Annotated in this window: 22 protein-coding genes, 20 tRNA genes, 2 rRNA genes and 1 riboswitch; of the genes, 7 read left to right on the top strand and 37 right to left on the bottom strand. The window is 42.7% G+C overall.

Annotated elements, in window-relative coordinates; translation table 11 throughout:
• Positions 1-34: 34 nt before the first annotated feature.
• From H605_RS0116125 to H605_RS0116115, 3 genes are all read right to left on the bottom strand, one after another.
• Positions 35-1,198, bottom strand: coding sequence for an MFS transporter (locus tag H605_RS0116125; RefSeq protein ID WP_037562278.1), 1,164 nt, complete (start codon positions 1,196-1,198; stop codon positions 35-37).
• Positions 1,195-1,815, bottom strand: coding sequence for a TetR/AcrR family transcriptional regulator (locus H605_RS18490; protein WP_029055137.1), 621 nt, complete (start codon positions 1,813-1,815; stop codon positions 1,195-1,197). The genes H605_RS0116125 and H605_RS18490 overlap by 4 nt, the downstream gene beginning before the upstream one ends.
• 233 nt (positions 1,816-2,048) lie before the next feature.
• A complete protein-coding gene (locus tag H605_RS0116115; protein WP_029055136.1) occupies positions 2,049-2,282 on the bottom strand; it encodes a YkuS family protein in 234 nt (77 codons plus the stop codon).
• Positions 2,283-2,481: 199 nt separating this feature from the next.
• Between H605_RS0116115 and H605_RS0116110 the strand changes: the two genes are divergently transcribed.
• A complete protein-coding gene (locus H605_RS0116110) occupies positions 2,482-3,099 on the top strand; it encodes a hypothetical protein (RefSeq protein WP_029055135.1) in 618 nt (205 codons plus the stop codon).
• 6 nt (positions 3,100-3,105) lie between these two features.
• On the top strand, positions 3,106-3,879 hold the full coding sequence (locus H605_RS0116105) for a DUF3891 family protein (RefSeq protein WP_029055134.1): 774 nt from the start codon (positions 3,106-3,108) through the stop codon (positions 3,877-3,879).
• A 46-nt stretch (positions 3,880-3,925) separates the two neighbouring features.
• Here the strand turns inward: H605_RS0116105 and metK are convergent, their stop codons facing one another.
• Positions 3,926-5,137 (bottom strand): methionine adenosyltransferase, encoded by a 1,212-nt coding sequence (metK, locus tag H605_RS0116100; RefSeq protein WP_029055133.1) that lies wholly within the window; start codon positions 5,135-5,137, stop codon positions 3,926-3,928.
• Between the two features lie 176 nt (positions 5,138-5,313).
• Positions 5,314-5,433, bottom strand: a riboswitch (SAM riboswitch).
• 177 nt (positions 5,434-5,610) lie between these two features.
• Here metK and pckA point away from each other — a divergent pair.
• Positions 5,611-7,203, top strand: a complete 1,593-nt coding sequence (gene pckA, locus H605_RS0116095; protein WP_029055132.1) for a phosphoenolpyruvate carboxykinase (ATP) — start codon at positions 5,611-5,613, stop codon at positions 7,201-7,203.
• 388 nt (positions 7,204-7,591) lie between these two features.
• On the opposite strand, the gene H605_RS0116090 is transcribed toward pckA, so the two are convergent.
• The 6 genes from H605_RS0116090 to H605_RS0116065 form a co-directional block, all read right to left on the bottom strand.
• Entirely contained in the window at positions 7,592-8,383 is a 792-nt protein-coding gene (locus H605_RS0116090) for an alpha/beta hydrolase family protein (RefSeq protein ID WP_029055131.1), read from the bottom strand.
• Complete coding sequence (locus H605_RS0116085; protein ID WP_029055130.1) at positions 8,367-8,834, bottom strand: NUDIX hydrolase; 468 nt, start codon at positions 8,832-8,834, stop codon at positions 8,367-8,369. The genes H605_RS0116090 and H605_RS0116085 overlap by 17 nt, the downstream gene beginning before the upstream one ends.
• Before the next feature lie 48 nt (positions 8,835-8,882).
• Entirely contained in the window at positions 8,883-9,197 is a 315-nt protein-coding gene (locus H605_RS0116080) for a hypothetical protein (protein ID WP_037562276.1), read from the bottom strand.
• Positions 9,198-9,298: 101 nt separating this feature from the next.
• Positions 9,299-10,624 (bottom strand): NAD-dependent malic enzyme, encoded by a 1,326-nt coding sequence (locus H605_RS0116075; protein WP_029055128.1) that lies wholly within the window; start codon positions 10,622-10,624, stop codon positions 9,299-9,301.
• Positions 10,625-10,735: 111 nt separating this feature from the next.
• A complete protein-coding gene (locus H605_RS0116070) occupies positions 10,736-10,915 on the bottom strand; it encodes a putative motility protein (protein WP_029055127.1) in 180 nt (59 codons plus the stop codon).
• A gap of 65 nt (positions 10,916-10,980) precedes the next feature.
• Complete coding sequence (locus H605_RS0116065) at positions 10,981-11,430, bottom strand: Dps family protein (protein ID WP_029055126.1); 450 nt, start codon at positions 11,428-11,430, stop codon at positions 10,981-10,983.
• Between the two features lie 95 nt (positions 11,431-11,525).
• On the opposite strand from H605_RS0116065, the gene yidD reads away from it, so the two are divergent.
• Positions 11,526-11,753 (top strand): membrane protein insertion efficiency factor YidD, encoded by a 228-nt coding sequence (gene yidD, locus H605_RS18765; RefSeq protein ID WP_081657981.1) that lies wholly within the window; start codon positions 11,526-11,528, stop codon positions 11,751-11,753.
• Positions 11,754-11,852: 99 nt separating this feature from the next.
• Entirely contained in the window at positions 11,853-12,824 is a 972-nt protein-coding gene (locus H605_RS0116060) for a metal ABC transporter solute-binding protein, Zn/Mn family (RefSeq protein ID WP_029055125.1), read from the top strand.
• Between the two features lie 26 nt (positions 12,825-12,850).
• On the opposite strand, the gene H605_RS0116055 is transcribed toward H605_RS0116060, so the two are convergent.
• The 5 genes from H605_RS0116055 to H605_RS0116035 all read right to left on the bottom strand — a co-directional run bounded on the left by H605_RS0116055 (position 12,851) and on the right by H605_RS0116035 (position 19,098).
• Positions 12,851-14,287: an o-succinylbenzoate--CoA ligase gene (locus tag H605_RS0116055; protein ID WP_232321248.1), complete on the bottom strand. Its 1,437-nt coding sequence runs from the start codon at positions 14,285-14,287 to the stop codon at positions 12,851-12,853.
• A gap of 67 nt (positions 14,288-14,354) precedes the next feature.
• Positions 14,355-15,173: a 1,4-dihydroxy-2-naphthoyl-CoA synthase gene (menB, locus tag H605_RS0116050; protein WP_029055123.1), complete on the bottom strand. Its 819-nt coding sequence runs from the start codon at positions 15,171-15,173 to the stop codon at positions 14,355-14,357.
• A 20-nt stretch (positions 15,174-15,193) separates the two neighbouring features.
• Positions 15,194-16,018 carry a 2-succinyl-6-hydroxy-2,4-cyclohexadiene-1-carboxylate synthase gene (gene menH / locus H605_RS0116045; protein ID WP_198040333.1) on the bottom strand — a complete coding sequence of 275 codons (825 nt, stop codon included), beginning with the start codon at positions 16,016-16,018 and terminating at the stop codon, positions 15,194-15,196.
• Positions 16,008-17,729, bottom strand: a complete 1,722-nt coding sequence (menD, locus tag H605_RS0116040; protein WP_029055121.1) for a 2-succinyl-5-enolpyruvyl-6-hydroxy-3-cyclohexene-1-carboxylic-acid synthase — start codon at positions 17,727-17,729, stop codon at positions 16,008-16,010. Before menD ends, menH begins: the two co-directional genes overlap by 11 nt.
• Entirely contained in the window at positions 17,722-19,098 is a 1,377-nt protein-coding gene (locus tag H605_RS0116035) for an isochorismate synthase (RefSeq protein WP_029055120.1), read from the bottom strand. Before H605_RS0116035 ends, menD begins: the two co-directional genes overlap by 8 nt.
• A gap of 237 nt (positions 19,099-19,335) precedes the next feature.
• Here H605_RS0116035 and H605_RS0116030 point away from each other — a divergent pair, with 237 nt between their 5' ends.
• Positions 19,336-20,247 carry a 1,4-dihydroxy-2-naphthoate polyprenyltransferase gene (locus H605_RS0116030; protein WP_029055119.1) on the top strand — a complete coding sequence of 304 codons (912 nt, stop codon included), beginning with the start codon at positions 19,336-19,338 and terminating at the stop codon, positions 20,245-20,247.
• A gap of 146 nt (positions 20,248-20,393) precedes the next feature.
• Positions 20,394-21,143: a TraR/DksA C4-type zinc finger protein gene (locus H605_RS0116025; RefSeq protein ID WP_232321249.1), complete on the top strand. Its 750-nt coding sequence runs from the start codon at positions 20,394-20,396 to the stop codon at positions 21,141-21,143.
• A 279-nt stretch (positions 21,144-21,422) separates the two neighbouring features.
• Here H605_RS0116025 and H605_RS0116020 read toward each other — a convergent pair.
• The 22 genes from H605_RS0116020 to H605_RS0115915 all read right to left on the bottom strand — a co-directional run.
• Positions 21,423-21,494: transfer RNA gene (locus H605_RS0116020), tRNA-Glu, on the bottom strand.
• Between the two features lie 7 nt (positions 21,495-21,501).
• Positions 21,502-21,592, bottom strand: a tRNA-Ser gene (locus H605_RS0116015).
• 7 nt (positions 21,593-21,599) lie between these two features.
• Positions 21,600-21,674 (bottom strand) — tRNA-Asn (locus H605_RS0116010).
• 1 nt (position 21,675) lies between these two features.
• Positions 21,676-21,752 (bottom strand) — tRNA-Ile (locus H605_RS0116005).
• A gap of 4 nt (positions 21,753-21,756) precedes the next feature.
• Positions 21,757-21,830, bottom strand: a tRNA-Gly gene (locus tag H605_RS0116000).
• Between the two features lie 5 nt (positions 21,831-21,835).
• Positions 21,836-21,911, bottom strand: a tRNA-Phe gene (locus H605_RS0115995).
• A gap of 48 nt (positions 21,912-21,959) precedes the next feature.
• Positions 21,960-22,035 (bottom strand) — tRNA-Asp (locus tag H605_RS0115990).
• A 1-nt stretch (position 22,036) separates the two neighbouring features.
• A tRNA-Met gene (locus H605_RS0115985) sits at positions 22,037-22,111 on the bottom strand.
• 89 nt (positions 22,112-22,200) lie between these two features.
• A tRNA-Ser gene (locus H605_RS0115980) sits at positions 22,201-22,293 on the bottom strand.
• Between the two features lie 15 nt (positions 22,294-22,308).
• A tRNA-Ile gene (locus tag H605_RS0115975) sits at positions 22,309-22,385 on the bottom strand.
• Positions 22,386-22,391: 6 nt separating this feature from the next.
• Positions 22,392-22,465, bottom strand: a tRNA-Met gene (locus tag H605_RS0115970).
• 26 nt (positions 22,466-22,491) lie between these two features.
• A tRNA-Ala gene (locus H605_RS0115965) sits at positions 22,492-22,567 on the bottom strand.
• A 6-nt stretch (positions 22,568-22,573) separates the two neighbouring features.
• Positions 22,574-22,650: transfer RNA gene (locus tag H605_RS0115960), tRNA-Pro, on the bottom strand.
• Between the two features lie 40 nt (positions 22,651-22,690).
• A tRNA-Arg gene (locus H605_RS0115955) sits at positions 22,691-22,767 on the bottom strand.
• 16 nt (positions 22,768-22,783) lie between these two features.
• Positions 22,784-22,872: transfer RNA gene (locus H605_RS0115950), tRNA-Leu, on the bottom strand.
• 16 nt (positions 22,873-22,888) lie between these two features.
• Positions 22,889-22,960: transfer RNA gene (locus H605_RS0115945), tRNA-Gly, on the bottom strand.
• Between the two features lie 7 nt (positions 22,961-22,967).
• Positions 22,968-23,049, bottom strand: a tRNA-Leu gene (locus tag H605_RS0115940).
• 23 nt (positions 23,050-23,072) lie between these two features.
• Positions 23,073-23,148, bottom strand: a tRNA-Lys gene (locus H605_RS0115935).
• Between the two features lie 8 nt (positions 23,149-23,156).
• Positions 23,157-23,232: transfer RNA gene (locus H605_RS0115930), tRNA-Thr, on the bottom strand.
• A 14-nt stretch (positions 23,233-23,246) separates the two neighbouring features.
• A tRNA-Val gene (locus H605_RS0115925) sits at positions 23,247-23,322 on the bottom strand.
• 95 nt (positions 23,323-23,417) lie between these two features.
• Positions 23,418-23,533, bottom strand: a 5S ribosomal RNA gene (rrf, locus tag H605_RS0115920).
• Positions 23,534-23,680: 147 nt separating this feature from the next.
• Positions 23,681-23,972, bottom strand: a 23S ribosomal RNA gene (locus H605_RS0115915); the annotation flags it as partial.

Raw genomic sequence — 23,972 nt, 5'->3', positions numbered from 1 at the left:
GAGACGTGCCAAATTAGGTACGTCTCATTTTTATTTAAGCCTCTATTGCTGACACTTTAGATTTTCTGAAAACCTTAAACAAAATGATTAGTAAAACCGCGATACCTAGCGCAATACCTATCACGGAGTATTGGAAACGAATTGTGGGAAAGCCTGCTAAACTTGCAATGCCATCCAATAATAAAGGTGAGCTGAACTGACCAATAAAAATTGAACTAGATACTATAGCAATCACACGGTCACTATGGAGAGGATTGACCAAGCTTAACGCTTTAACGTTGATGATTGGAAATAAAATTCCTTGGCCAAAGCCAATTATACACGTACAAGCTAAAATTAATGGGACTGAATGACTTAAAGCCAAACCAGTAAATGCAACACCCATGAGGAGTATACTAATCGGCATGATATACGATTTCAAGATATCTTGTAGCTGAATCAATGTCAGGCTCGTAATCATCCCCCCTACAGTTGTAAAGGAAATCACTGTACCTGCCAATGCGGAGCCACCTATATTGCTTTGCTCCAAGTAGAGTGCCATATTCGTAGCAACCGAATAATAAACTAGCATTATACCTGCAGAAGCTGCTGCATATCCAAAAACCATCAGTGGCATTTTACTTCTCGGAATGCCTTTGTCCTGTGTATGCGGAATGTCTTTCGGCAAGAATAGGAAGACCATAATGAAAATCACGACACCCATTAAATATACATTAAATGGAGCTCTCCAACTAATGGCAGCTAAGTAACCCGCTAGCATCATAGTAATAATTCCACCAAAATTACTGAATGCTGAATTATACCCCATCATTTTCACTTGCTCACGGCCTGCAAAATGATCACTGATTAACGTGATCCCAAGCGGCATTACTAAACCGACACCAGCTCCTAAAATAAATCGAAAGGCTAGTAACATTTCAATCGTATTGGTGAACTGTGCTCCTACCCCTGCGACTACATAAATGAATAAACCAATTAAAGCAACTGTGCGTTTAGGTATCTTTGACGTCAGCCAACTGGAGATAAATGTAAATGGAATGATGAATAAAGAAGGGGCGGTTAAAATTAGCTTGATCATCACGGGATTTGCCTCTGGGAAGTTTGCTGCAATCAATCCAAGGGCTGGAGAAATAGCAGCTCCCGCCATAACCGTAGCCATTGAAATGGAAATGATCGTTGGTTTTAACATGCGTTTCATTGGTCATCCCCCTGTCCTGGATGCCGCTTAAGTTGGCGCAATACTTTTTCAGCTGATACTTTAATGGGTGAAATTTTCCGAGCATTTGTTAATAACAAACCATGCACTAAAGATAAATGATACACAGCTAATTCTTCTGCATCTCCTTCAATAAACTCTCCGGAGATTTGTCCTCTTATAATAATATGTTCAATACGTTCAACCATGAATCGATATTTTCCCACAATTTCTTCTTTCACTTCTTGTGTTAAATGATCCGAATACAAAGCTTGCATAATCAAGATATGGCGATGTACCCCGTCTCTCAATGAGCCAGAGTGGGTTACTTCAGTAAGCCATTCCAATTGCTTTAAAGGACTGTCATGTTCTTCCTCTGCTTGATCAACTGTACCGATGATTACAGTGAGTAACTCAAGAATAACCTTAACGTACAGATCTTCTTTTGACTTGAAGTAGTGGTAAAACAAGCCATGACTTTGTTCGGCTTTGTTTGTGATATCACTAATTTTTGTTGCTGCGTACCCTTTCGTACCAAATAATTCGATAGCGGCTTCTTTTAATTCGTGCTGCCGAATATCGCGAATCTCTTGAATCTTTTCATTCTTTCGGGGTGACATAAAGGTTTTTCAACTCACTTCTTTTTATTCATTGACTCACGAGTCAATGTTGACCAGTTTACTGTCCCATTGGCTTCTTGTCAACTTCCAAAGGTTAAATGACGTGGGATCACCTTTACAAAACGTAGCAAGCAGTCGCCTACGATCAATTCTTTTATTTTCTATGCAAAAAAACTGAAGAACAATTCCCTATTGGATTTGTTCTTCAGTTCTAAATAGAATATATTCAATTATTAGCGATGTAATCTTTTTTCTACATCTCCTACAATGTCTTGTACGGAGTTGCCTTCAATGCTCACTACTGGGAAGTCGAATTGGTCGATGTTGACATCGCTTAATGCACGTACAACGCCCATGTCATAGCCGCTTAGATGTTCATCACTTGCAAACATCTTCACTTCATGTCCTTTTTCTTCTAATGCTTGTTTCACATCATCAAATGGTATTTCTATTGCTATTTTCGCCATGTTCTATTCCTCCTCAGAAAACTACGTATATTCGGCTAATATTTTATAATTTCCCACACTATTTTAATTTAAACATAACCTCTACTAGTATGTTTATATCAAAATGTTACTAAAACGATTTATTTTGAGGAAAATGGGTATTTTACTATTACGCCATTGAATCATCATATGAAGAACTTATAGAAGGAGTCGACATGATATGTTTGGTTTAGCAGACCTCCTCGGCTTGGTAATTTCTAGTTTCATCATTTTACCTGTCGTTACGTTCCTAAGAGAAGCTGGGTATTTTGTTATTAGTGGGCTCTTCGGTGTGAAAAATGCCAGACTCACTATTGGTTCTGGACCCAGACTTTTAAAATTAGGCGTTTTAGATATACGAAAATATTATCATGTGAATAGCTGGTTTTCATTTGATTCAGTGAAGAGGAAAAGTAATTTTGCTTATATATGTATATATGCAGGGCCTATTTTGATTAATGTTGTCGTGGCGCTCACAATGAATGCGCTGATTGCAAATGGTTTTTTCGAAGACTCTAAAACATTCTGGAACCGTTTTATTTTCTATGCTTTCTATTTCGTGTTATTTGACTCTATTCCAATGAAAACGGTAAATGGTAAGCCGAATAACGGAATGATTATTTATGAACTTCTACGATATGGAAAACGTGTCGACTTCAATGAAGAGCCTATTATTCCGGCTACAACAGAAGCAGAGGAAATGTATCAGGAAGAAGTAGAGAGAATGCAAAAAGTACAAGAAAAGATAAAAGAAGAAATCATACAAAATGACGACGCCCCTCCTGACAAGAAAGGATGAAGCACAATGATTGTACGTGAACACAAGAAGTCATTCAGCTTCGTGCAACAACATCATCATGCACACCTAGCTGAAGAATTAATGAAACACTGGAAAAAGGAGATGTTTCCTGATGATCAATGGCGTCATTCTGTACTAACTGCCATTAGGAACCATGACATCGGTTGGGCTCCTTTTGACGAACAGCCTTTTTGGAATGATGCGAAGTCTAAACCATTTCAATTCACTGACTTTCCTTTTCTCCCTAAAACGGTACTTTATCGTCAAGGGATTGATGTTGTAGAAAATATAGATCTTTATGCAGCTATACTTTGCAGTCTTCATTATGAACAGTTTATACAGGGCAATAACGGGAAAGAAGCAAAGCTATTTATTGAGGGTGAACAGAGTCGTCGAGAACGTTTACGTAAAGAAGTCGAGGATTTCAATAAAGAACTATTCGAAAAGCATTTCGCTTTGCTTCAGCTTGGTGATAATTTTTCCTTGTATTGCTGTGTGAATGAACCAGGTGTAGACAAAGCAAATGAACATATATTTTTTCGTAATGGTATTCCTTCTCCAGATAATTTCCATTCATTACCGAAAGGACGAATTGGAATATACTTTGCAGATCAGCACACGATTAAGGTAGAGGATTATCCATTCAGCAGAGCGTTTGATGTGGAAGTGAAGCAAAAGAAGGTGTTAAAAAAAGATATTGAGGCTAAAGGATTACAAGTAGCTTATAAAGAGGCAGACTATGAAGTGATTCCTCTTCATATTTCGCCAGCGAGCAAATAAAAAACGCAGAAAGAGACTGTGAGTTCTCTTTCTGCGTTCCAGTACTTTATTGTTTCACACGTACGTTACTAGCAAGTTCTTTCAACGCTTCCACTTTATCCGTCTGTTCCCATGGCAATTCGATATCAGTGCGGCCGAAGTGACCGTATGCTGCTGTTTGTTTGTAGATTGGACGACGCAGGTCAAGCATTTTAATGATTCCCGCTGGACGAAGGTCAAATAATTCGCGTACGAACTCCACTAATTGAGTCTCTGAAAGTTTACCGGTGTCGAATGTATTGATCGAAATCGAAACCGGGCTCGCTACTCCAATAGCATACGCCAACTGAACTTCACAGTGTTCAGCAAGTCCTGCTGCAACGATGTTCTTTGCAACATAGCGTGCTGCATAAGAAGCGGAACGGTCTACTTTTGTAGCGTCTTTCCCCGAGAAAGCACCGCCACCATGACGGGCATATCCACCGTACGTATCAACGATGATTTTACGTCCAGTCAGACCGGAATCTCCTTGAGGTCCACCTACAACAAAGCTGCCAGTAGGATTAATGAAGTATTTAGTATGCTCGTCCAATAAGTTTTTTGGAACTACTGCATCAATGACAACTTCCTTTATATCCTTCTCAATTTGCTCGAGTGTCGCTTCAGGATGATGTTGTGTGGAAATAACGATTGTGTCAATTCGCACGGGATTATTATCTTGATCGTATTCTACCGTTACCTGTGTTTTTCCGTCAGGACGTAAATACGTAATAAGTTCCTCTTTACGTGCCTGCGCCAAGCGATGTGCCAATTTATGAGAAAGGCTAATCGGTAAAGGCATTAATTCCGGCGTTTCATTACATGCATATCCAAACATTAGACCTTGGTCTCCTGCACCGATTGCATCTAATTCTTCATCTGACATAGAACCTTCACGTGCTTCGAGTGCCACGTTGACACTTGCAGCGATTTCAGGTGATTGCTCGTCAATGGAAGTAAGTACAGCGGACGTCTCGTAATCGAAGCCATATTTCGCACGAACATACCCGATTTCCTTTACAGTGTCGCGAACGACTTTCGGAATATCCACATACGTTGTTGTAGTGATTTCTCCCATTACTAATACGAGTCCAGTCGTGATGCTCGTTTCACATGCCACACGCGCATTTGGATCTTCCGCTAGGATCGCATCTAAAATTGCGTCTGATATTTGGTCGCACATCTTGTCAGGATGGCCTTCTGTAACTGATTCTGATGTAAACAGTCGACGGTTTGTCATTTTGTTTCCCCCTATATTAAGCATCATGATACGGTACTCTCATAAGTCCCTGGTAAAGTTCCACGCCTAGACGTCAAGCATATACCATAAGGATTCAGGGCTAGACAATATAAAAAGCCCTCCACTCATATTCAATCCATGAGTAAAAGGCAAAATTTCACGCGCAGCACCTTTCACTCTTATCGTCCAAGGAATTAAACCTTGCTTCAGGTTTGGCACCTTCGCGTTAGACGTACGTCTATTGCAGGTTGCCGGGTTTCACAGGGCCTGTACCCTCCACCAACTCGGGATAAGAGTATCCGTTCATGTCACATCGTATTAAAAAGTTTGGATTTTGTCAAATTATTTATCCTAAATCACTTGAGTTTTCCATTAGTATAGATTAATATTCTTAATGTGTTATACTATTTACGAATTAGGATATTCTTATTAAGATAAAAATAAATCGACTACGCAAAGGACGGTATGTAAACATGATATCTGCAAAAATTGATGATAGCTTAAAAAGTCTTCTTAGTGGAAGCAACGTGACGATCCAAGCGTCTGTGGCAGAATTAACGGAAAAAGCAGTAGCAAGAGACGAAGCCAAACTTTCTGCCGACGGTGCGATCACTGCACGTACAGGTAAATATACAGGACGCTCACCTAAGGACAAATTCATCGTTGAAGATGCAGTGTCTAAGGATAAAGTAGATTGGGGTAGCACGAACAGTCCGATTTCAGAAGAGATCTTTGATTCATTATACACGAAAGTCATTGATCATTTGAAGTTAAAAGATGAACTCTTTGTATTTAAAGGGTTTGCAGGAGCAGATAAAGACTCTCAATTGTCTATCCAAGTAATTAATGAATTAGCTTGGCAAAATCTGTTTGTTCACCAATTATTCATCCGTCCAACCGAAGAAGAATTAAAAACACACGAATCGCAATTCACAATTTTGGCTGCCCCTTCATTCAAAGCGGATCCAGAAGTGGATGGCACAAACTCTGAAACGTTCATCATTGTGTCGCTTGAAAAGCGCATCGTCTTGATCGGTGGTACAGAGTACGCTGGTGAAATGAAAAAGTCTATTTTCTCTGTTATGAACTTCTTGCTTCCAGAGCAAGATATCTTATCTATGCACTGTTCAGCAAACGTTGGAGAAGAAGGCGATGTTGCTCTATTCTTCGGTCTTTCTGGAACAGGTAAAACGACACTTTCAGCAGATGCTAACCGTAAACTTATTGGTGACGATGAGCACGGCTGGTCTGATAATGGCGTATTTAACATTGAAGGTGGATGTTACGCAAAGTGTATCAACCTTTCTGCTGAAAAAGAACCTGAAATCTTCGGAGCAATCCGTTTCGGTGCTGTTTTAGAAAACGTAGTACTGGATGAAGAAACGCGTATTCCAGATTATGACAACAAATCATTAACAGAAAACACACGTGCTGCTTATCCGATTGAAAATATCGATAATATCGTGACACCGTCTGTTGCTGGTCACCCGAAGAACATCATCTTCCTAACAGCTGATGCTTCTGGCGTATTGCCTCCAATCTCGATTCTTACAAAAGAACAGGCAATGTACCACTTCTTGAGCGGTTTCACTTCCAAACTTGCTGGAACTGAGCGTGGAATCACTGCTCCTGAACCAACATTCTCTACTTGTTTCGGTTCACCATTCTTACCACTTCCTGCAGCAACATATGCAGAGATGCTTGGAAAGAAAATTGATGAGCACGGTTCAAAAGTATTCCTTGTGAATACAGGATGGACTGGCGGAATCTATGGTGTAGGTTCACGTATGAACTTGGGCTACACACGTTCAATGGTACGCGCTGCAATTGCCGGTAAATTGGATAATGTAGAAACAAAGAAGAACGAAATCTTCGGATTGAACATGCCACTTGAAATCGAAGGTGTACCAAGTAATGTTCTACACCCTCGTTATGCTTGGGAAGATCCGAACGAATACGATAAAGAAGCAAATCGTTTAGCTGATGCTTTCCGTGAGAACTTCAAGAAATTCTCACACGTTTCAGAAGACATCGCAATCAAAGGCGGACCACCCGTTATTAAGTAATGACATATGAAAAAGGCTGATCAGGAATTCCTGGTCAGCCTCTTTTTTGGTTTTAAATTTCTTTTGGCTTTGATACGGATACGTAAGATACGGCAGTAGGTAGTTGTTTTGCGAAGATAAAAGATGAGTAGCACACAGTCGCTGGTTTCATCTACTATAAAACACAACCTAACTTCTCCCCCCCGTAGCACCGCAGGCACAACTGCGGGGTAGGCCGTGGCCATGAGACAACTGGCAGCACTATCACCAGTTGGCTTATGGCTGTAGGCAATCCCCCACGTGCCTGCCCGGGTCCAAAGCATGACACTCGCTACTTTCAATACCAAATACTAAATCGACCAACGACCAAGAATAGCTGATCTAACACATTTAACCTAGCCTATCCTCTTCAGTGCCGCTTCATCCAATCCACTGCGTCTTTCACAAGCTTCCGGTTCATTTCAGGAGGAATATAATGCGTGTAGCCTTCCAAGTACCAAGTTTCAAATTCTTTATTCTCATCACGCAATGCATTCTCCAGCAATAATGCCTGTTCAAAAGACACATTCGTATCGAGTGTTCCATGAATAATCAGTGTCGGAATATCGATATCTTCCGTTCGGAACAATGCTGTTCTCTCACGATACGCATCTGGTTGATTATTCGGCGTTCCACCAATGACACGCTTCATCATCCTGCGCATGTCCTGTCGCTCTTTGTACGTGAATATCACGTCTGAGACTCCTGCCCATGTCACCATGGAAGTTAAATCATCGCGCATAATGGCCGTCCATAATGCCATGATTCCACCTCTCGAAAAAGAAAACAGATGAATGCGATCTGAGTTGACAGCACGTTGCTGTTTGAGTACTTCTACTCCTACTACTGCATCATTGCGATCTTCTCCAGCAAATTCATCCTTCCCTTCACCACCACGATTTCCGCGATAGTAAGGGGCGAACACGACAAGCCCATGGGAGGCAAATTGTGCAATACGCGCCGGTCTAACCATTCCCACATGTTGTATGCCTCCACGTAAATAAAGCAAGCCATCATACCGTCCTTTTGCTTTTGGTGTTGCGAGCAGCCCTTTTACATGCAAGCCATCAGAACTATAGGTAATTTCTTCTAATGTAACTTGTGGATTTGGTGAAGGATAGTCTTTTCTTCGAATGATTTGACCATCAGTTTGTTCCATCATTCGCTTCCACCCACTTCCTAAGTTCACCCATTCCACGATCTTTCATATGAAAGCTGAGTTCTTTACAGGCGTTCAGTTCAGCGTCTGTCATCCACACCGCTCCTTCGGTTTCCATCAATGTAAAGTCGTTTTCCACATGTGTTATATCTCCTGTAAAAACGGCTTTGCAGAACGGTGGTTCAGTAAAGACGACGTACTCAGCAAATGAATGGACGTTCTCTATAGTGACTCCTGTCTCTTCCATTGTTTCCCGAATGGCAGCTTGTTCAATTGTCTCTCCCGGTTCCGCTTTTCCACCTGGGAACTCAATACCGCGAATTCTATGTTTGGTCAATAACCAGTGTTCATCGCGCTTAATAATAACGAGCACATGGCGAGATTCGATTTGATGTGAATTGGGTCCAAAAGTCAATTCGACATTGGCTCCCTGTAAATCTTCAAATTTCAGCAATATGGATCACGTCCTTTCCTCTAGTGTAGCGGAAAGGTCAGCGAGGAATCAACGAAATAGCGGTAGTTGCTCGATAAAACGTTTGGATTCATCGTCTGTGTATTCATGGATCAAGGCAAAGATTTTCTTCAAGCGTAAATCCACTTTGTCATTGTCTTGATCATAGTGATAGGGAATATACGGTAAATGGGACCGCAAAAAGTTTTGAAATTCCAGCTGTTCCATTTGAGAAAATAATTTTTCGAATACAGGATATGCTTCTCTTGTAACTTCTACTTTGTATTCCCATGTCGAAGCGTGAGGGTCTGTGAGAACCATTTTGTGATTAATTGATATATACATCGGATATTTTTCTTCTATCATAATCATCCTACTTTCTTTTTTACGTAGGATACCTCGTAATGAAGAATTTATTCTGCACAAAAAACCTATTAACGGTATTTAGTTAATAGGTCATCGAATGATTATTCATTTTCTTGCTCTTCATACACTACTTTTTCAACTGCCAACGCCACGTTAATGTGTACATTTGGATCTAATGGATGTGGTACTAAATCGTCACGCTTTGTGCTATCCACGATCGCCAGAGCTGCAGCGATGAGCATTGGGTACGAGATGGATTTTGCATTGGCATTAAGCGCACCTCGAAAGATCCCGGGGAAACCCAGAACGTTATTGACTAAACGGCCATCAGCCGCATAGGCCGCGCCTGCTTCTAATGCGATTTCTGGGGAAATTTCTGCATTTGGATTAGATAAAGCTAAGATGATTTGTCCTTTTCGAATCATTTCTGGCTTGATTAGATTCGCAACACCAGTTGTCGCGATAACCAAATCACATGTCTCCATAATTTCTTCCATTGTCTCTACAACAGTACCGCCATACTCCGCTAACATCTCTTTAGCATGAGGATTGGGATCTGTTCCTTTCATTTCTGCTACACCATATGCCATAAACATACGACTAATGGCTAAGCCTGCTGCACCAAGACCGATTTGTCCGACTGAAGCATTAGCCAGCTCCACTCTGACATGTTTGCATGCTGTGAGCGCTGCTGCCAATGCAACGACTGCTGTGCCGTGCTGATCATCATGCATAACAGGAATCGGTAATTCTTTTTTCAAACGCTCTTCGATTTCAAAGCAATGCGGGGACCCGATATCTTCCAGTAAGATCGCACCAAAGCCTTGATGAATATGTTTGACTGTTTCTACGACTTCATCAGGATCACTCGTATCAAGTAAAATCGGAATGCCACTAATTCCAACAAATTGATCAAACAAAACAGCTTTCCCTTCCATGACAGGCATACCAGCTACAGGGCCAATATCTCCAAGTCCTAAAATAGCCGTACCATCTGTCACGATTGCTACTGTATTTGAAATACCTGTGAAATAATTTGCCTGTTCGGGATCTTCCTGAATAGTTTTGCATACACTTGCCACACCTGGTGTATACACTCTTCGTAAATCTGCAAGTGAACGGATTTCATGTGTGGCTTTCATATGAATTTTGCCACCTTCATGCATTTGCAGTACATCATCAGTAACAGCTTGAACTTTAATACCTTGTTTCAAGTTCTCGATTGCCACAACTATTTCAGCCAAATGCTCTTGATCATTGCATTGTAGCGCGATTTCTCTAATCGTGGAAAGCGTTCCTACTTTAATCGTCTGGATGTCACCAATATCTCCATTCAACTGACCGATTGCCATAGTTACTTTGCCAAGATTTCCCGGTTTAGAAGGGGTTTCAATAATTAAATTTCGCAAAAACTGTCCTTGAGCCATCTTCAATATACCTCCCACTGTGTATAATTTTATTTATATTCTGACAGGAATTTTGCTTACTTCCATAAAAAAAACACACATCTCTACTCATATGAGATGTGTGCTCCCCTATCAAGCCTTGATATCAATAGAAGCGCCCTTTGTTGGATGCGCAACTGGTTGATTTTCAAGGCCGTTCAACATATCATTCATAGCAGAAGTCTCCATTGAAAGGGCTTTGTTCATAACGCTCATTTGAACGGTTGATTGCAAGCTTCTCAACTGGCTGGACATAATTGAATTGATATCCATGTCGTTCAACTCCTCTCTGGTATTCACTTCTTACTATCGGCTAATATCTTGATGAATGAAGGGATTTACTCGTTTGTTTCGCCAAGAAATGCATTTAACATCCACTGATGCTTCTCAACGCTCTGGTAAACCGCATTCAACATATCTTCCGTCATATCATCTGAATCCTTCGAGGCAAGTTCCATACCTTTTTTCAATGACTTCATCGTCTTATCGAAGTCATCTACTAATGTTTGCACCATATCATTCGCTTTTTCTGTGCCTTTTGCTTCGTCGACAACAGATTCAGACAAATGCTGTGATAGTGTTGCAGTCGGTTCACCGCCTAAAGTTAGCACGCGCTCCGCGATTTCATCCATATGCACTGTTGCTTCATTGTATAATTCTTCAAATTTAGCGTGCAATGTGAAGAAATGACTACCTTTTACATACCAGTGATAGTTATGAAGTTTCGCATACAACACCGACCATGTAGATACTTGTTTGTTTAGCTCTTGAATTAATTCTTTAGACATAAAAAAAACACTCCTCTAATCGTTTTATGCTTCTCTCTTTTAATTTACCACAGATATAGGTAAACTAAACCTTATTACATCTAAAGGTGATGAAAATGCTAAAGAAAGTATTGATCCGACTAATTCGATTCTACCAGAAGTTTATTTCTCCCCTATCTCCGCCCTCTTGCCGATTTCACCCGACATGTTCCCATTACGGAATGGAAGCCATTGAGACACACGGAGTGCTTAAAGGTAGTTGGCTAGCGGTAATGCGGATTTTAAAATGTCATCCATTTCATAAAGGTGGATTTGATCCGGTACCTCCCAAAAAAAACGAATAAAAATGCACCGTACTAGGTTGCAAACATATAGCATATCTTGTATGATGAGAAAATAATCTAAATAGTAATCATTCCGATTACGTAACGGAGGCTTTTCTAATGAAAAATCGTTTGCTGTTGCTAGGTGCCGCTTTGCTGCTCGTGTTAAGTGGTTGTACCAATTCTGCAACGACTGAAACGGATGATTCCTCATCCGATCAATTACTCGTCTATACGACAGTCTACCCATTGCAATATTTCACTGAACGCATTGGTGGAGAGTATGTTGACGTGAAATCCATCTATCCGCCTGGCACAGATGAACACGTCTTTGAACCTACACAGAAAGATATGATGGCCTTGGCAAAGGGAGATCTATTCTTCTATATCGGACTTGGTCTTGAAGGTTTTGTACAAAAGACAGAGAAAACATTGCAGAATGAAGATGTTCAGTTTGTTCCGATTGCCGATTATATTGATCCTGAGGAATTGGAAGGTGGACATTCACACGAACATGGAGAAGAAGAGCATGAAGATCATGGGCATGACGATCATGGACATGAAGATGCGATCGATCCACACGTTTGGATATCTCCTTATCTTAGTACGAAGCTTGCAGAGAAAATCACGCAAGAGTTGTCGGATGAATTGCCTGAGCATGCAGAGGCATTCAAGAAAAACTTCGAAGTTTTATATGACGAATTAGAAGAATTGGATCGCGGATTTAAAACAATGGCTGATGCCGCACCAAACAAAACATTCTTCGTGTCTCACGCTGCATTTGGCTACTTGGCAGACGCTTATGGATTACAGCAACTTGCAGTATCCGGTCTTGATTCCCAGAATGAACCTTCTCAAAAGGAATTGGCCTCTCTTGTAAAAGATGCAAAAGAACAAGACATTCAGTATATTTTATTTGAACAAAATGTCAGCTCAAAATTGGCTGAAGTCATAAAAAAAGAACTGAATGCCGAAACGCTTACCTTGCATAATTTAAGTGTACTTACTGAAGAAGATATTCAAAAGAAAGAAACGTACTTCTCTCTTATGGAACAAAATCTAGAAGTACTGAAAAAAGCATTAGGGAACTAACAGTGGACGAATACTCCACTGTTTTTTTATAGCCATTTTTTCAATTCGAACCGCATCAGTTTATTTGATGCATTACGTGGCAGTTGCTCTACGAATCGAAATTCTTTTGGTAGTTTATAGCGTGCTAGACGTTCGGAACAGAAATCCAACAGTTCATCTTCATTAACTGAACCAACGAGGAATGCAACAGGTACTTGCCCCCACTCCGTATCTTCTTTCCCACATACGCCCGCTTCCCTTATAGCAGGATGCGCTAGCAAAACATTTTCAATCTCGGCAGGATAAATATTCTCCCCACCTGAAATAATCAAATCAGCACGTCGATCGACGATGAATAAATAGCCTTCCTCGTCAAGATAGCCAGCATCCCCTGTAGCGAGCCAACCGTCTTCGGTCAGCGCATTGCGTGTACTCTGGCTTCCAATATAACCTGGCGTCACGTGAGGACCTTTTATGAGCACTTCACCTACTTCACCCGGTTGAACAGTATCTTTAATTGCAATTTGATTGAAAAATAACGGTTTTCCCGCTGAACCTACCTTTCGCACGGCATCTGCTTTTCCAAGTGTTGTCGTTTGCGAACATGTTTCAGTCATGCCATATGTCTGAAGTATCGGTAATCCACACGCAGTCGCGCGATCCAAATAATCCAGCGGCACAGGTCCGCCGCCAACGAGCATCGTACGGAATAGTGGATGTGCTTTGCTATCAGTTGCTTCCATCACACGAACAATTTGATCCAACGTCAGGGCAACGACCGACATGGCCGTTACGTGCCCTGCTATAATTTGTGAAGCAGCTTCTTTTGCATCAAATTTTTCGTACAAGCGCATTTCCATTCCGTAGATCACTGAGCGAATGACAATCGATAGTCCACTTATGTGGAATAACGGCATCATACAAAGCCATGAATCTTTATCCGTCAATCCGAGATTAAGCGCAGATGCGAGTGCGCTCGACGTATGATTGCCTGCTGTCTGTCGAACTCCTTTAGGTACGCCTGTAGTGCCCGAAGTGTACATAATCGAAAGCGTCTGATCTTCATTCCACTGTTCCAGTATAATGAACTCTTTTGGATCAGACTCTCGAACTGCAGAATAAAATAAGCTCTTAATGTCATCCAATTCCGGAGGTGTCTGTATTTGATCATCTACAAGTACAAGTTTGGCTTCGGAATCACGTACTTGCCAGCGTAATTCCTGTTCAGTCAGCCGATTGTTCAGACAGACTACTTCCACACTTAATAACCAGCATGCATGGATGAAAAGTACCGTTTGGTCATTAGACTGACTAAGCAGCGCTACCCTGCTATTTGACTGAACTCCAAGATGATGAAGTTGTTGTGCGATTTCAAGGGATTGTTCATATAGTTCGCGGTATGACCAGTGTCCTTGCCCAGTAACTAAAGCGGATGCGTCAGGCGTCAATTTCGCCCGTTGCATAAGCCAATTAGGGATCATCATAAGTAATTCCTCCAATTAAAAATTAACGTAATGAAAAAGCTGCCCCAATTAGGCAGCTTTCATTTATTTAAGGGAAACGTGGGAATTGATCGAAGTCTGGTTTGCGTTTTTCTTTAAACGCGTCGCGTCCTTCTTTCGCTTCATCCGTTGTGTAATATAGCAATGTTGCATCTCCAGCCAATTGCTGAAGTCCTGCCAAACCATCTGTATCGGCATTCATTGCCGCTTTCAAGAAGCGAAGTGCAGTTGGACTCTTGCCTAGCATTTCTTCACACCATTGAACCGTTTCGTCTTCCAGCTGCTCATAAGGAACGACTGTGTTGACTAAGCCCATATCGAGTGCTTCCTGCGCGTCATATTGACGGCATAGGTACCAAATTTCACGTGCTTTCTTGTGGCCTACAATGCGCGCGAGGTACCCTGAACCATACCCTGCGTCGAACGAGCCTACAGTAGGTCCTGTTTGTCCGAAACGTGCATTGTCTGCAGCAATCGTCAAGTCACATACTACGTGTAACACGTGACCGCCACCGATTGCGTATCCTGCAACCATGGCGACAACTGGCTTTGGAATAACGCGAATCAAGCGTTGAAGATCTAAGACGTTCAAGCGTGGAATTTCGTCGTCTCCGACATATCCACCGTGACCACGAACAGATTGATCGCCTCCTGAACAGAAAGCTTTCTCTCCTTCACCAGTTAACACGATAACTCCAATTCGTTGATCATCTCTTGCGCGTGAAAATGCATCGATCAATTCCATTACAGTTTTTGGACGGAATGCGTTGCGCACTTCCGGACGATTAATCGTGATTTTTGCGATACCATTGTACATTTCGTACTTGATATCATCATATGTACGAAGCGTTTCCCATTGACGGGTCATAATAAATTCCTCCTCGATTTTCACACTGTTTTCAGATAGCTCTTTATCATTGTAGCAAATTGTTGAGGTTTTTCCACGTGAATTGCATGCCCAGCATCTTTTATCGTTTCATGCCGCGCATTTGGCAGGCTTTTCATCATTTCCTGCGCAATATTTTCAAATTTCTCGTCTTCACTACCGGTAAGCAATAACACAGGAAGTGACAGTTGCTCAAGCACTTGCCAGTAGGAAGGCTGACTGCCCGTTCCAATCCCTCGTAAACTGTTTGCTAAACCTGTCGGTCGTTGATTGAGGCGTTCAGCGCGCACTGCTTGCTGTTGTGATTCAGACAACTTCTTCTGTGAATGAAACAACGGAATCTCCTGCCAAAAGTCGACGAATTCTATCATCCCTTGTCGTTCTATCCTATCCGCAAGCTTGGCATCAGCTGTTCGCCTTGCGAGCTGCTGTTCTGACGTACGCAGGCCTGGTGAACTGCTCTCAAGAACCAGACTCGTAACCTCTTCAGGATACGTTGCAGTATAGCCTAAGGCGACACGGCCCCCCATCGAGTAACCAAGTAAGATTGGTTTCTTAATTTCAAGCTTCTGCAAGACTTCATACAAATCCTTTATTTGTTCTTCCATCTTGTAACGGTTCATCGTTTCAGGCGCTTCCGTCTTGCCGTGTCCAATTAAATCGACTGCTAGTACATAATAATCCGTCATAAGCACTTCAATCGTTTTCTGCCAAGTAGCTGTTGAACCTGTGAAACCATGCAACATGACGACTGCCGGTAATTGCTCATTTCCGTACCGTGCAACGTGTGTATCAATACCTCTGATTGTCAATACTTCAGTCGCCAATGCGTTCCACCCTCTTCGCAATTTCCCGCCACACAGAGCGATGCGCTTCCACATTGTCAGCACGCACTGTCGCCACTTCAATAATTCGTAGATTAGCCGTTTTATCTGTTTGCATCGCCTGTTCAAATGCTAGTGTCGTATCAACCGCATCATATTGCGCTTCATACATCGCTGCGATATGATGGAACGTTAAATTAGTTGGTGTCCCAAATAACTGCTCATAATAGTGTTCAATAGAAGCTTGCGGCAAATAGGAGAAAATCCCGCCACCATTGTTATTAATTAGAACAATCGTCAAATCGGTTTGCTGTAGACGTGAAATAATCAGTCCATTGACGTCATGCAAAAACGCCAAATCTCCAATTAATAAATACGTCTTACGTTTACGGCCTTCTTGAATACCAAGAGCAGTCGAAACTACCCCATCAATTCCATTTGTCCCTCTATTGCAGAACAATGAAATATCACGGTTCGTCTTTTGGAAATGAGTATCTAAGTCTCGAATCGGCATACTGCTGCTGCAGACTACATCGGAGTGGTCCGGTAAATTGACAATGAATTGACGAACAAAGTGACCTTCATCTTGATGGAAATGTTGATCTTCATTCATTACGTCTGTGGAAATTTGATTGGCTTCAGTCCACTGTTTCGTATACTCAGTCCGCTCGCAAGGTACAGATATTTGCTGCCAAATACTCGCTGCACTCACTTGCAAATGATGAGTAGTCAGACCAATCGGGTCACGATAATTTGGTGAATCATCAACCACAATATATGTTTCTGGACAAGTCTTCTTTAAAAACAAGAGTAATGGTTTAGAAATGGGCTGCGGGCCGAATCGTATGACGCAATCAGGTCGCATCTTTTCGGCAAACACTTCACTTTTTAGCAACGCATCATACTGATCAATACAAAGATCGTCACAATCTGTCGGTACTTGTGAGCGCAGATTGGATAACGGATCACATAGTACGGGCCATTGAAGTGCTTTAGCAAACTCCCAGAAACGCTCTTTATCTAGAGTAGTCGCTTGCTCGCCCATGACAAGTATGCCTTTTTTAGATTGCGTAATGGACGTTTCAAGTACTGTTTTCATTTCTTCCGTTACAGCCAAATCCCCTACTAACTGTTGCTGGAACCGACTGACAGGCGCGGTTGCTTGTAAATCAATTAGTAGAGGTTCTCGAAATGGTACATTCAAGTGTACAGGTCCTTGTGGAGCAGTTTTCGCAACAGAAAGAAGTCTAACTGCACGTTGTTCCATATACCGTAAAATGTCTTCTCGATTTTCAGGCATAGGAAAATCGACGCTATCTTTGACGTGTTCCCCAAACATACGAATTTGATCAATCGCCTGTGGAGCCCCAACTTCACGTAATTCATGCGGACGATCCGCTGTGATGACGATCAACGGCAATCTTGCATAAAACGCTTCCGTAATTGCAGGATGATAGTTCGATGCTGCTGTTCCTGATGTACATAGTAAAACAACTGGTTGCCCAGTTGCCTTCACTAATCCAAGTGCGTAAAAAGCGGCTGAACGCTCATCGGTATGCATATACGTCTGCATGTCCTTAGAATTCATAAATGCATAAGCAAGCGGTGTCGATCTGGAACCTGGACTAATAACCGCCCTTTTCGCTCCTTGCCGAATAAGGGTATCCGTTAAGCGAAGCACATAACTCGTTAATCCTGTTTCGTGATCATTCATGTAAACGGCCTCCGAGTGCGCGTAACACAGGACGAAATTTCACCCATGTTTCCGCATATTCTTCCATTGGTCTAGAATCGGCTACAATACCGCCACCAGCATACAAATACGCTTCATTACCAGTTAGCAGACCTGAACGGATCGCTACCGCAAATTCTCCATTGCCCGCAGAATCCGCCCAGCCAATCGGTCCAGCATAAAAGCCTCGATCCATTTGCTCTTCTTCGCGAATGATTTCAAGCGCTTTCTGCCGTGGGACCCCACCTAAAGCAGGTGTCGGATGAAGTGCTTCCACTAGACGGAATATATCCATGTCGTCCGCAAGCTCTCCCTCAACCGGTGTGAATAAATGCTGTATATCTCGTACTTTTAAAAGTTTTGGTGTTCTATTGACTTGCAATGATGTGCAAAATTCCGCAAAGACTTCTGTAATCATATCGACTACATACTGATGTTCTTCACGATTTTTCTTATCTCGTAATAACACTTCTCCAAGTCGTTGGTCTTCTTGAGACGTCTTTCCGCGTTCAATAGAACCTGCTACACACGCTGAATACGCACGCCCCTTAGAAATTTCAACCAAGCGTTCAGGGGTTGCACCGAAGAACATCTCATCGCCAATTTGCAGGCCAAAGTGGTAACTTGCAGACTGTTCATTCGTAATTGTATGCAATGCAGCAGCCTTTCGGAATTCTTCTTCAAACGTCAATTTAATTTTACGTGCAATGACTACTTTCTCTGCCTCTTGCGCTTGAATATGTGATGTAACATGCTCTACAGCGTCCATATAGCGGTCCGTAGCCAATTCTGTTTGGTTGATCACGTCCGGCTTTCCTTGGAACGTAAATTCGTCAACCTGTGCAATATGAATCAAGCGGTCACGTTCTTGACGCAATGCTTCAAAGTCTGCTGCCGCTTGCGGTTCTTCCGTAATATAATTAATCGACACATACGTTTTGCCTTTTTCGATTTTCAATTGGAATAAAGGCACAGTGAAATAAGCGGCTGGAAAAGCACTCCACTCATCATCTTGACGTGTATGAGGATCAAAAGAAAATCCGCCAAACAACACCGGATCGATATCCTTTTCTTCTTTAATTAAAACTTCACATAATGCTGCCCATTGTGAAGAGATTGACTGAAAGCGATCCTTCTCCGCTGTTAAAACTGTAGCCTGACCTAAACCGACAAGTTTTACTGTCTTGTCTGCATTTTGCCAGAAGAAACGATGCTCACCATAATGTGAAAGGCCTGCTTCAAAAAAAGCAAGCGGACTTAACGTTTCCACTTCCAATGTTTCCGTAAAAAAACGAGAATTAGCGCCTGTTGCCGGAACCGTCTTCTCCCGATCGGTCAATTTCCGAATCATCCCACTCTCTCCTTCTCATCATGCTATATGTTTTTCGACAATTTACGTCCAGACATACTTTCTCCGAACGATAAGTACCTCTATTCTAGCACATTGGACGCTGTACTTAATATATAATGTCTCGCTGTATGGAAGAGCATTCGACAATTATTTTTAATGGTTGTCTGTTCTTACCTAACTGCTTGTTTTTGTTGTATACTATCAGATGATGACTACATGTATAAGGAGAGATTACCCGTGCAACACACTATAGAAACCGATACCGGCTGGCGAGTTTGGTGGCAACTGACACGCCCCCACACATTGACCGCCGCATTTGCACCCGTCTTTTTAGGTACCATGATTGCGCTACAATACGGTCCACTTCATTTCCCACTATTTCTAGCGATGCTTGTAGCCAGTTTATTGCTACAGATGGCCACAAATATGTTCAATGAATACTACGATTTCAAACGAGGACTCGATGATGAACACTCGATCGGTATTGGCGGTACGATCGTTCGGAACGGCGTACAGCCTAAAACCGTATTAAATCTAGCACTCATTCTGTATGGCTTATCTGTTCTCCTGGGCATTTACATTTGCATGGAAACTTCCTGGTGGTTAGCTGCCGTAGGTTCCGTTGCCATGCTGATTGGCTATTTATATACGGGTGGACCCTACCCGATTGCCTATACACCATTTGGCGAGCTCGTTTCTGGATTTGTTATGGGCATGCTATTGATCTTGATCGCATTCTATATCCAAACAGGAACTGTCACGGGCAACGCGATATTGCTATCTGTACCAAGCATGCTATTAGTCGGAGCCATTATGTTAGCAAATAATATTCGTGATATTGTACAGGATACTAAGGGTGGCAGAAAAACTATGGCGATTCTCGTAGGTCGAAATCATGCTGTAACAATATTGGCACTGTTTTTCATCATCTCCTATGTATGGATCATTGTACTGGTTGTGACAGGACATGTGTCTCCATGGGCATTACTCGTATTACTGAGCATCCCCAAACCGCTACATGCTACGAAAACTTTTCGCAAACATAACCAACCCATCCAAGTCATGCCAGCAATGAAGGATACTGGCGTTACCAATACGCTGTTCGGACTGCTTCTCGGTATCGGCATTCTCATTGCTCACTTCATCTGAATAAACTGCACACACAACGTCCACACTAAAAAGGTGGACGTTTTTTGTTGTAAAGGTTTACTCTAGCTTGTAAAAAGGGAAAGACTGAAATAAGAAAGCTTTCTTAGACTTCATGAGTAAACTAGGAAAGCCACATAGAAAGGGTCGTGACTACATTGTTAACAACTAAACAAATTCAACAACTCGAAAAAGAATTACGAGCTATGGAAGATCGTTTGACTGAAACGGATAATGAGACGGAAATCGTAAAGAATGCCCAGGAAGACGTAGGTGAATTATCGATGTATGATAATCACCCTGCTGACATGGGAACAGAACTATATGAACGTGAAAAGGACATGGCACTAAACACACATGCAGAAAGTGAACTGGAGAACGTCCAGAATGCACTACAAGCTATCAAAGAAGGCACGTACGGCACATGTGAAGTCTGTGGTAAGGAAATACAGTTTGAGCGCTTAGAAGCGATCCCTTACACTACTGTGTGTATCGAAGATGCAAAAAAAGATGTCCCAACTGATCGGCCGGTTGAAGATGATTTATTAACCATGGCAGATCCGAATTCATTCGCTGCACGAAGAGAAGGTGATGCAATTGATTACGAGGATAGCTTCCAAGAAATCGCACAGTCCGGAACATCTGAAACCCCTTCCGACTTCTCGGGTAATAAAAATCGTGACTACGGGGATTTATATGATGAAGAAATGGATGATAGTGTAGAAGAATACGAAGAGTTTGCAGTATCCGACATTACAGGTGAACCAGCTGGCTTTGTACGCAATGAACAAGTGATAGAATATGAGGATGAGTTGGATGAAGAAGGAATTGAATCACCACTAGGCGATATCCCTTTTAAAGAACGTGATAGCTATATTGACGTGAAGGAAGATAAATAATTCAAAAGAGTAAGTCCCACGAGCAAGGCTCGTGGGACTTACTCTTTTACATATGCTTTCGTTCTATAGGTACAGTAGGTTTTGCTTAGTATTGACTGTCAGTTTGAGGATATAAGCGGTAGCATACAACTTCTATAAATAGGACGACCATTCATATTTGTAACACGATTCGATCCCATTGAAAAGCCTCTATATAACGCTCAGTTACTTCCTATATAATTTATAAGTAAAGAATAGAAAAAAGGTATTGCACAGTTGTGCAATACCTTTTTGTATGTATGACCCCTACGGGATTCGAACCCGTGATACCGCCGTGAAAGGGCGGTGTCTTAACCGCTTGACCAAGGGGCCAAAATTATGGCGGAGAAGGAGGGATTCGAACCCTCGCACCGCTTTCGCGATCTACACCCTTAGCAGGGGCGCCTCTTGAGCCACTTGAGTACTTCCCCATAAAAATGGCTCCGCAGGTAAGACTCGAACTTACGACCGATCGGTTAACAGCCGATTGCTCTACCACTGAGCTACTGCGGAATGGTGGGCCTAAGTGGACTCGAACCACCGACCTCACGCTTATCAGGCGTGCGCTCTAACCAGCTGAGCTATAGGCCCATATTGGAGCGGGTAGGGAGAATCGAACTCCCATCATCAGCTTGGAAGGCTGAGGTTTTACCACTAAACTATACCCGCATTCATGGTGGCTCAGGACGGAATCGAACCGCCGACACAAGGATTTTCAGTCCTTTGCTCTACCGACTGAGCTACTGAGCCACATTTGGTATTTCTAGAAAGACGCCTTTTTGAAGCGTATGTATAAAATGGCGGTCCCGACGGGAATCGAACCCGCGATCTCCTGCGTGACAGGCAGGCATGTTAACCGCTACACCACGGGACCTTGGTTGCGGGGACAGGATTTGAACCTGTGACCTTTGGGTTATGAGCCCAACGAGCTACCACTGCTCCACCCCGCGACAATAAAAACATTTCTTCTTAATAACTTAACGCCTTTATTATCTTAACATAACTACTTAGTAAAGTAAAGCTTTTGTTAAAGAAAATATGGCGGAGGAAGAGGGATTCGAACCCCCGCGGGCTTTAACACCCCTGTCGGTTTTCAAGACCGATCCCTTCAGCCGGGCTTGGGTATTCCTCCGTGAAATAAATAATCTGGTGGACCTTGCAGGACTCGAACCTGCGACCGGACGGTTATGAGCCGTCTGCTCTAACCAACTGAGCTAAAGGTCCTTAGGATAGCGGCGGAGGGATTTGAACCCCCGACCCTACGGGTATGAACCGTATGCTCTAGCCAACTGAGCTACGCCGCTGCAATTAGTCAGTCATAAAACATTATTGGTGGAGCCTAACGGGATCGAACCGTTGACCTCCTGCGTGCAAGGCAGGCGCTCTCCCAGCTGAGCTAAGGCCCCAATAAGTGGTCGGGAAGACAGGATTCGAACCTGCGACCCCTTGGTCCCAAACCAAGTGCTCTACCAAGCTGAGCTACTTCCCGACTATAAAGGATATAAAAGATATAGAATTTATAAATAATATGGCGCGCCTGGCAGGAGTCGAACCCACAACCTTCTGATCCGTAGTCAGACGCTCTATCCAATTGAGCTACAGGCGCATATTATAAAATTAATTGGTGCCGAGAACCGGAATCGAACCGGTACGGTAGTCACCTACCGCAGGATTTTAAGTCCTGTGCGTCTGCCAGTTCCGCCACCCCGGCAAGAGTGGAATTTAAAAGCGGAAGACGGGATTCGAACCCGCGACCCCGACCTTGGCAAGGTCGTATTCTACCACTGAACTACTTCCGCATTAAAGTGCGGGTGAAGGGAGTCGAACCCCCACGCCCGAAGGCACTAGATCCTAAGTCTAGCGTGTCTGCCAGTTCCACCACACCCGCAATATATCACTACTGTGTAAAAATGGTGAGCCGTACAGGATTCGAACCTGTGACCCTCTGATTAAAAGTCAGATGCTCTACCAACTGAGCTAACGGCTCGTACTAAGTGGTGCCGGCGAAAGGACTTGAACCCTCAACCTACTGATTACAAGTCAGTTGCTCTACCAGTTGAGCTACACCGGCAGGTGTAGAATATATGGTGGAGGATGACGGGCTCGAACCGCCGACCCCCTGCTTGTAAGGCAGGTGCTCTCCCAGCTGAGCTAATCCTCCTGGGTATAATTATAGTGTTAAATTAGTATATTCTTTTTCTATTCGATCAATAGGTTATGTATAAAACACTCAGTATTAATCTTAAGAATAGAATTGCCTGGCGACGTCTTACTCTCACAGGGGGAAACCCCCAACTACCATCAGCGCTGAAGAGCTTAACTTCCGTGTTCGGTATGGGAACGGGTGTGACCTCTTCGCCATCGTCACCAGACTAAGTATCCTCTTTCTTGAGGACATTTATTATTATAACACTTGTTATTATTAATGCAAGCATTATTTTTAATAAATTTTGAGTGAATTTTATTCACTCAAAACTGAATAAAAGACATTGTGTAGTTCAAGTAACTACTTTTTAAAATAGGTTAAGTCCTCGATCGATTAGTATCTGTCAGCTACATACGTCGCCGTACTTACACCCCAGACCTATCCACCTCATCATCTTTGAGGGATCTTACTTACTTGCGTAATGGGAAATCTCATCTTGAAGGGGGCTTCATGCTTAGATGCTTTCAGCATTTATCCCGTCCACACATAGCTACCCAGCGATGCCTTTGGCAAGACAACTGGTACACCAGCGGTATGTCCATCCCGGTCCTCTCGTACTAAGGACAGCTCTCCTCAAATTTCCTGCGCCCGCGACGGATAGGGAC

The sequence above is a fragment of the Sporosarcina ureae DSM 2281 genome, assembly GCF_000425545.1.
Lineage (GTDB): Bacteria > Bacillota > Bacilli > Bacillales_A > Planococcaceae > Sporosarcina > Sporosarcina ureae.
Note: the sequence above shows the minus strand (reverse complement) of the source record. Positions and strands in the feature narration are given on the sequence as shown.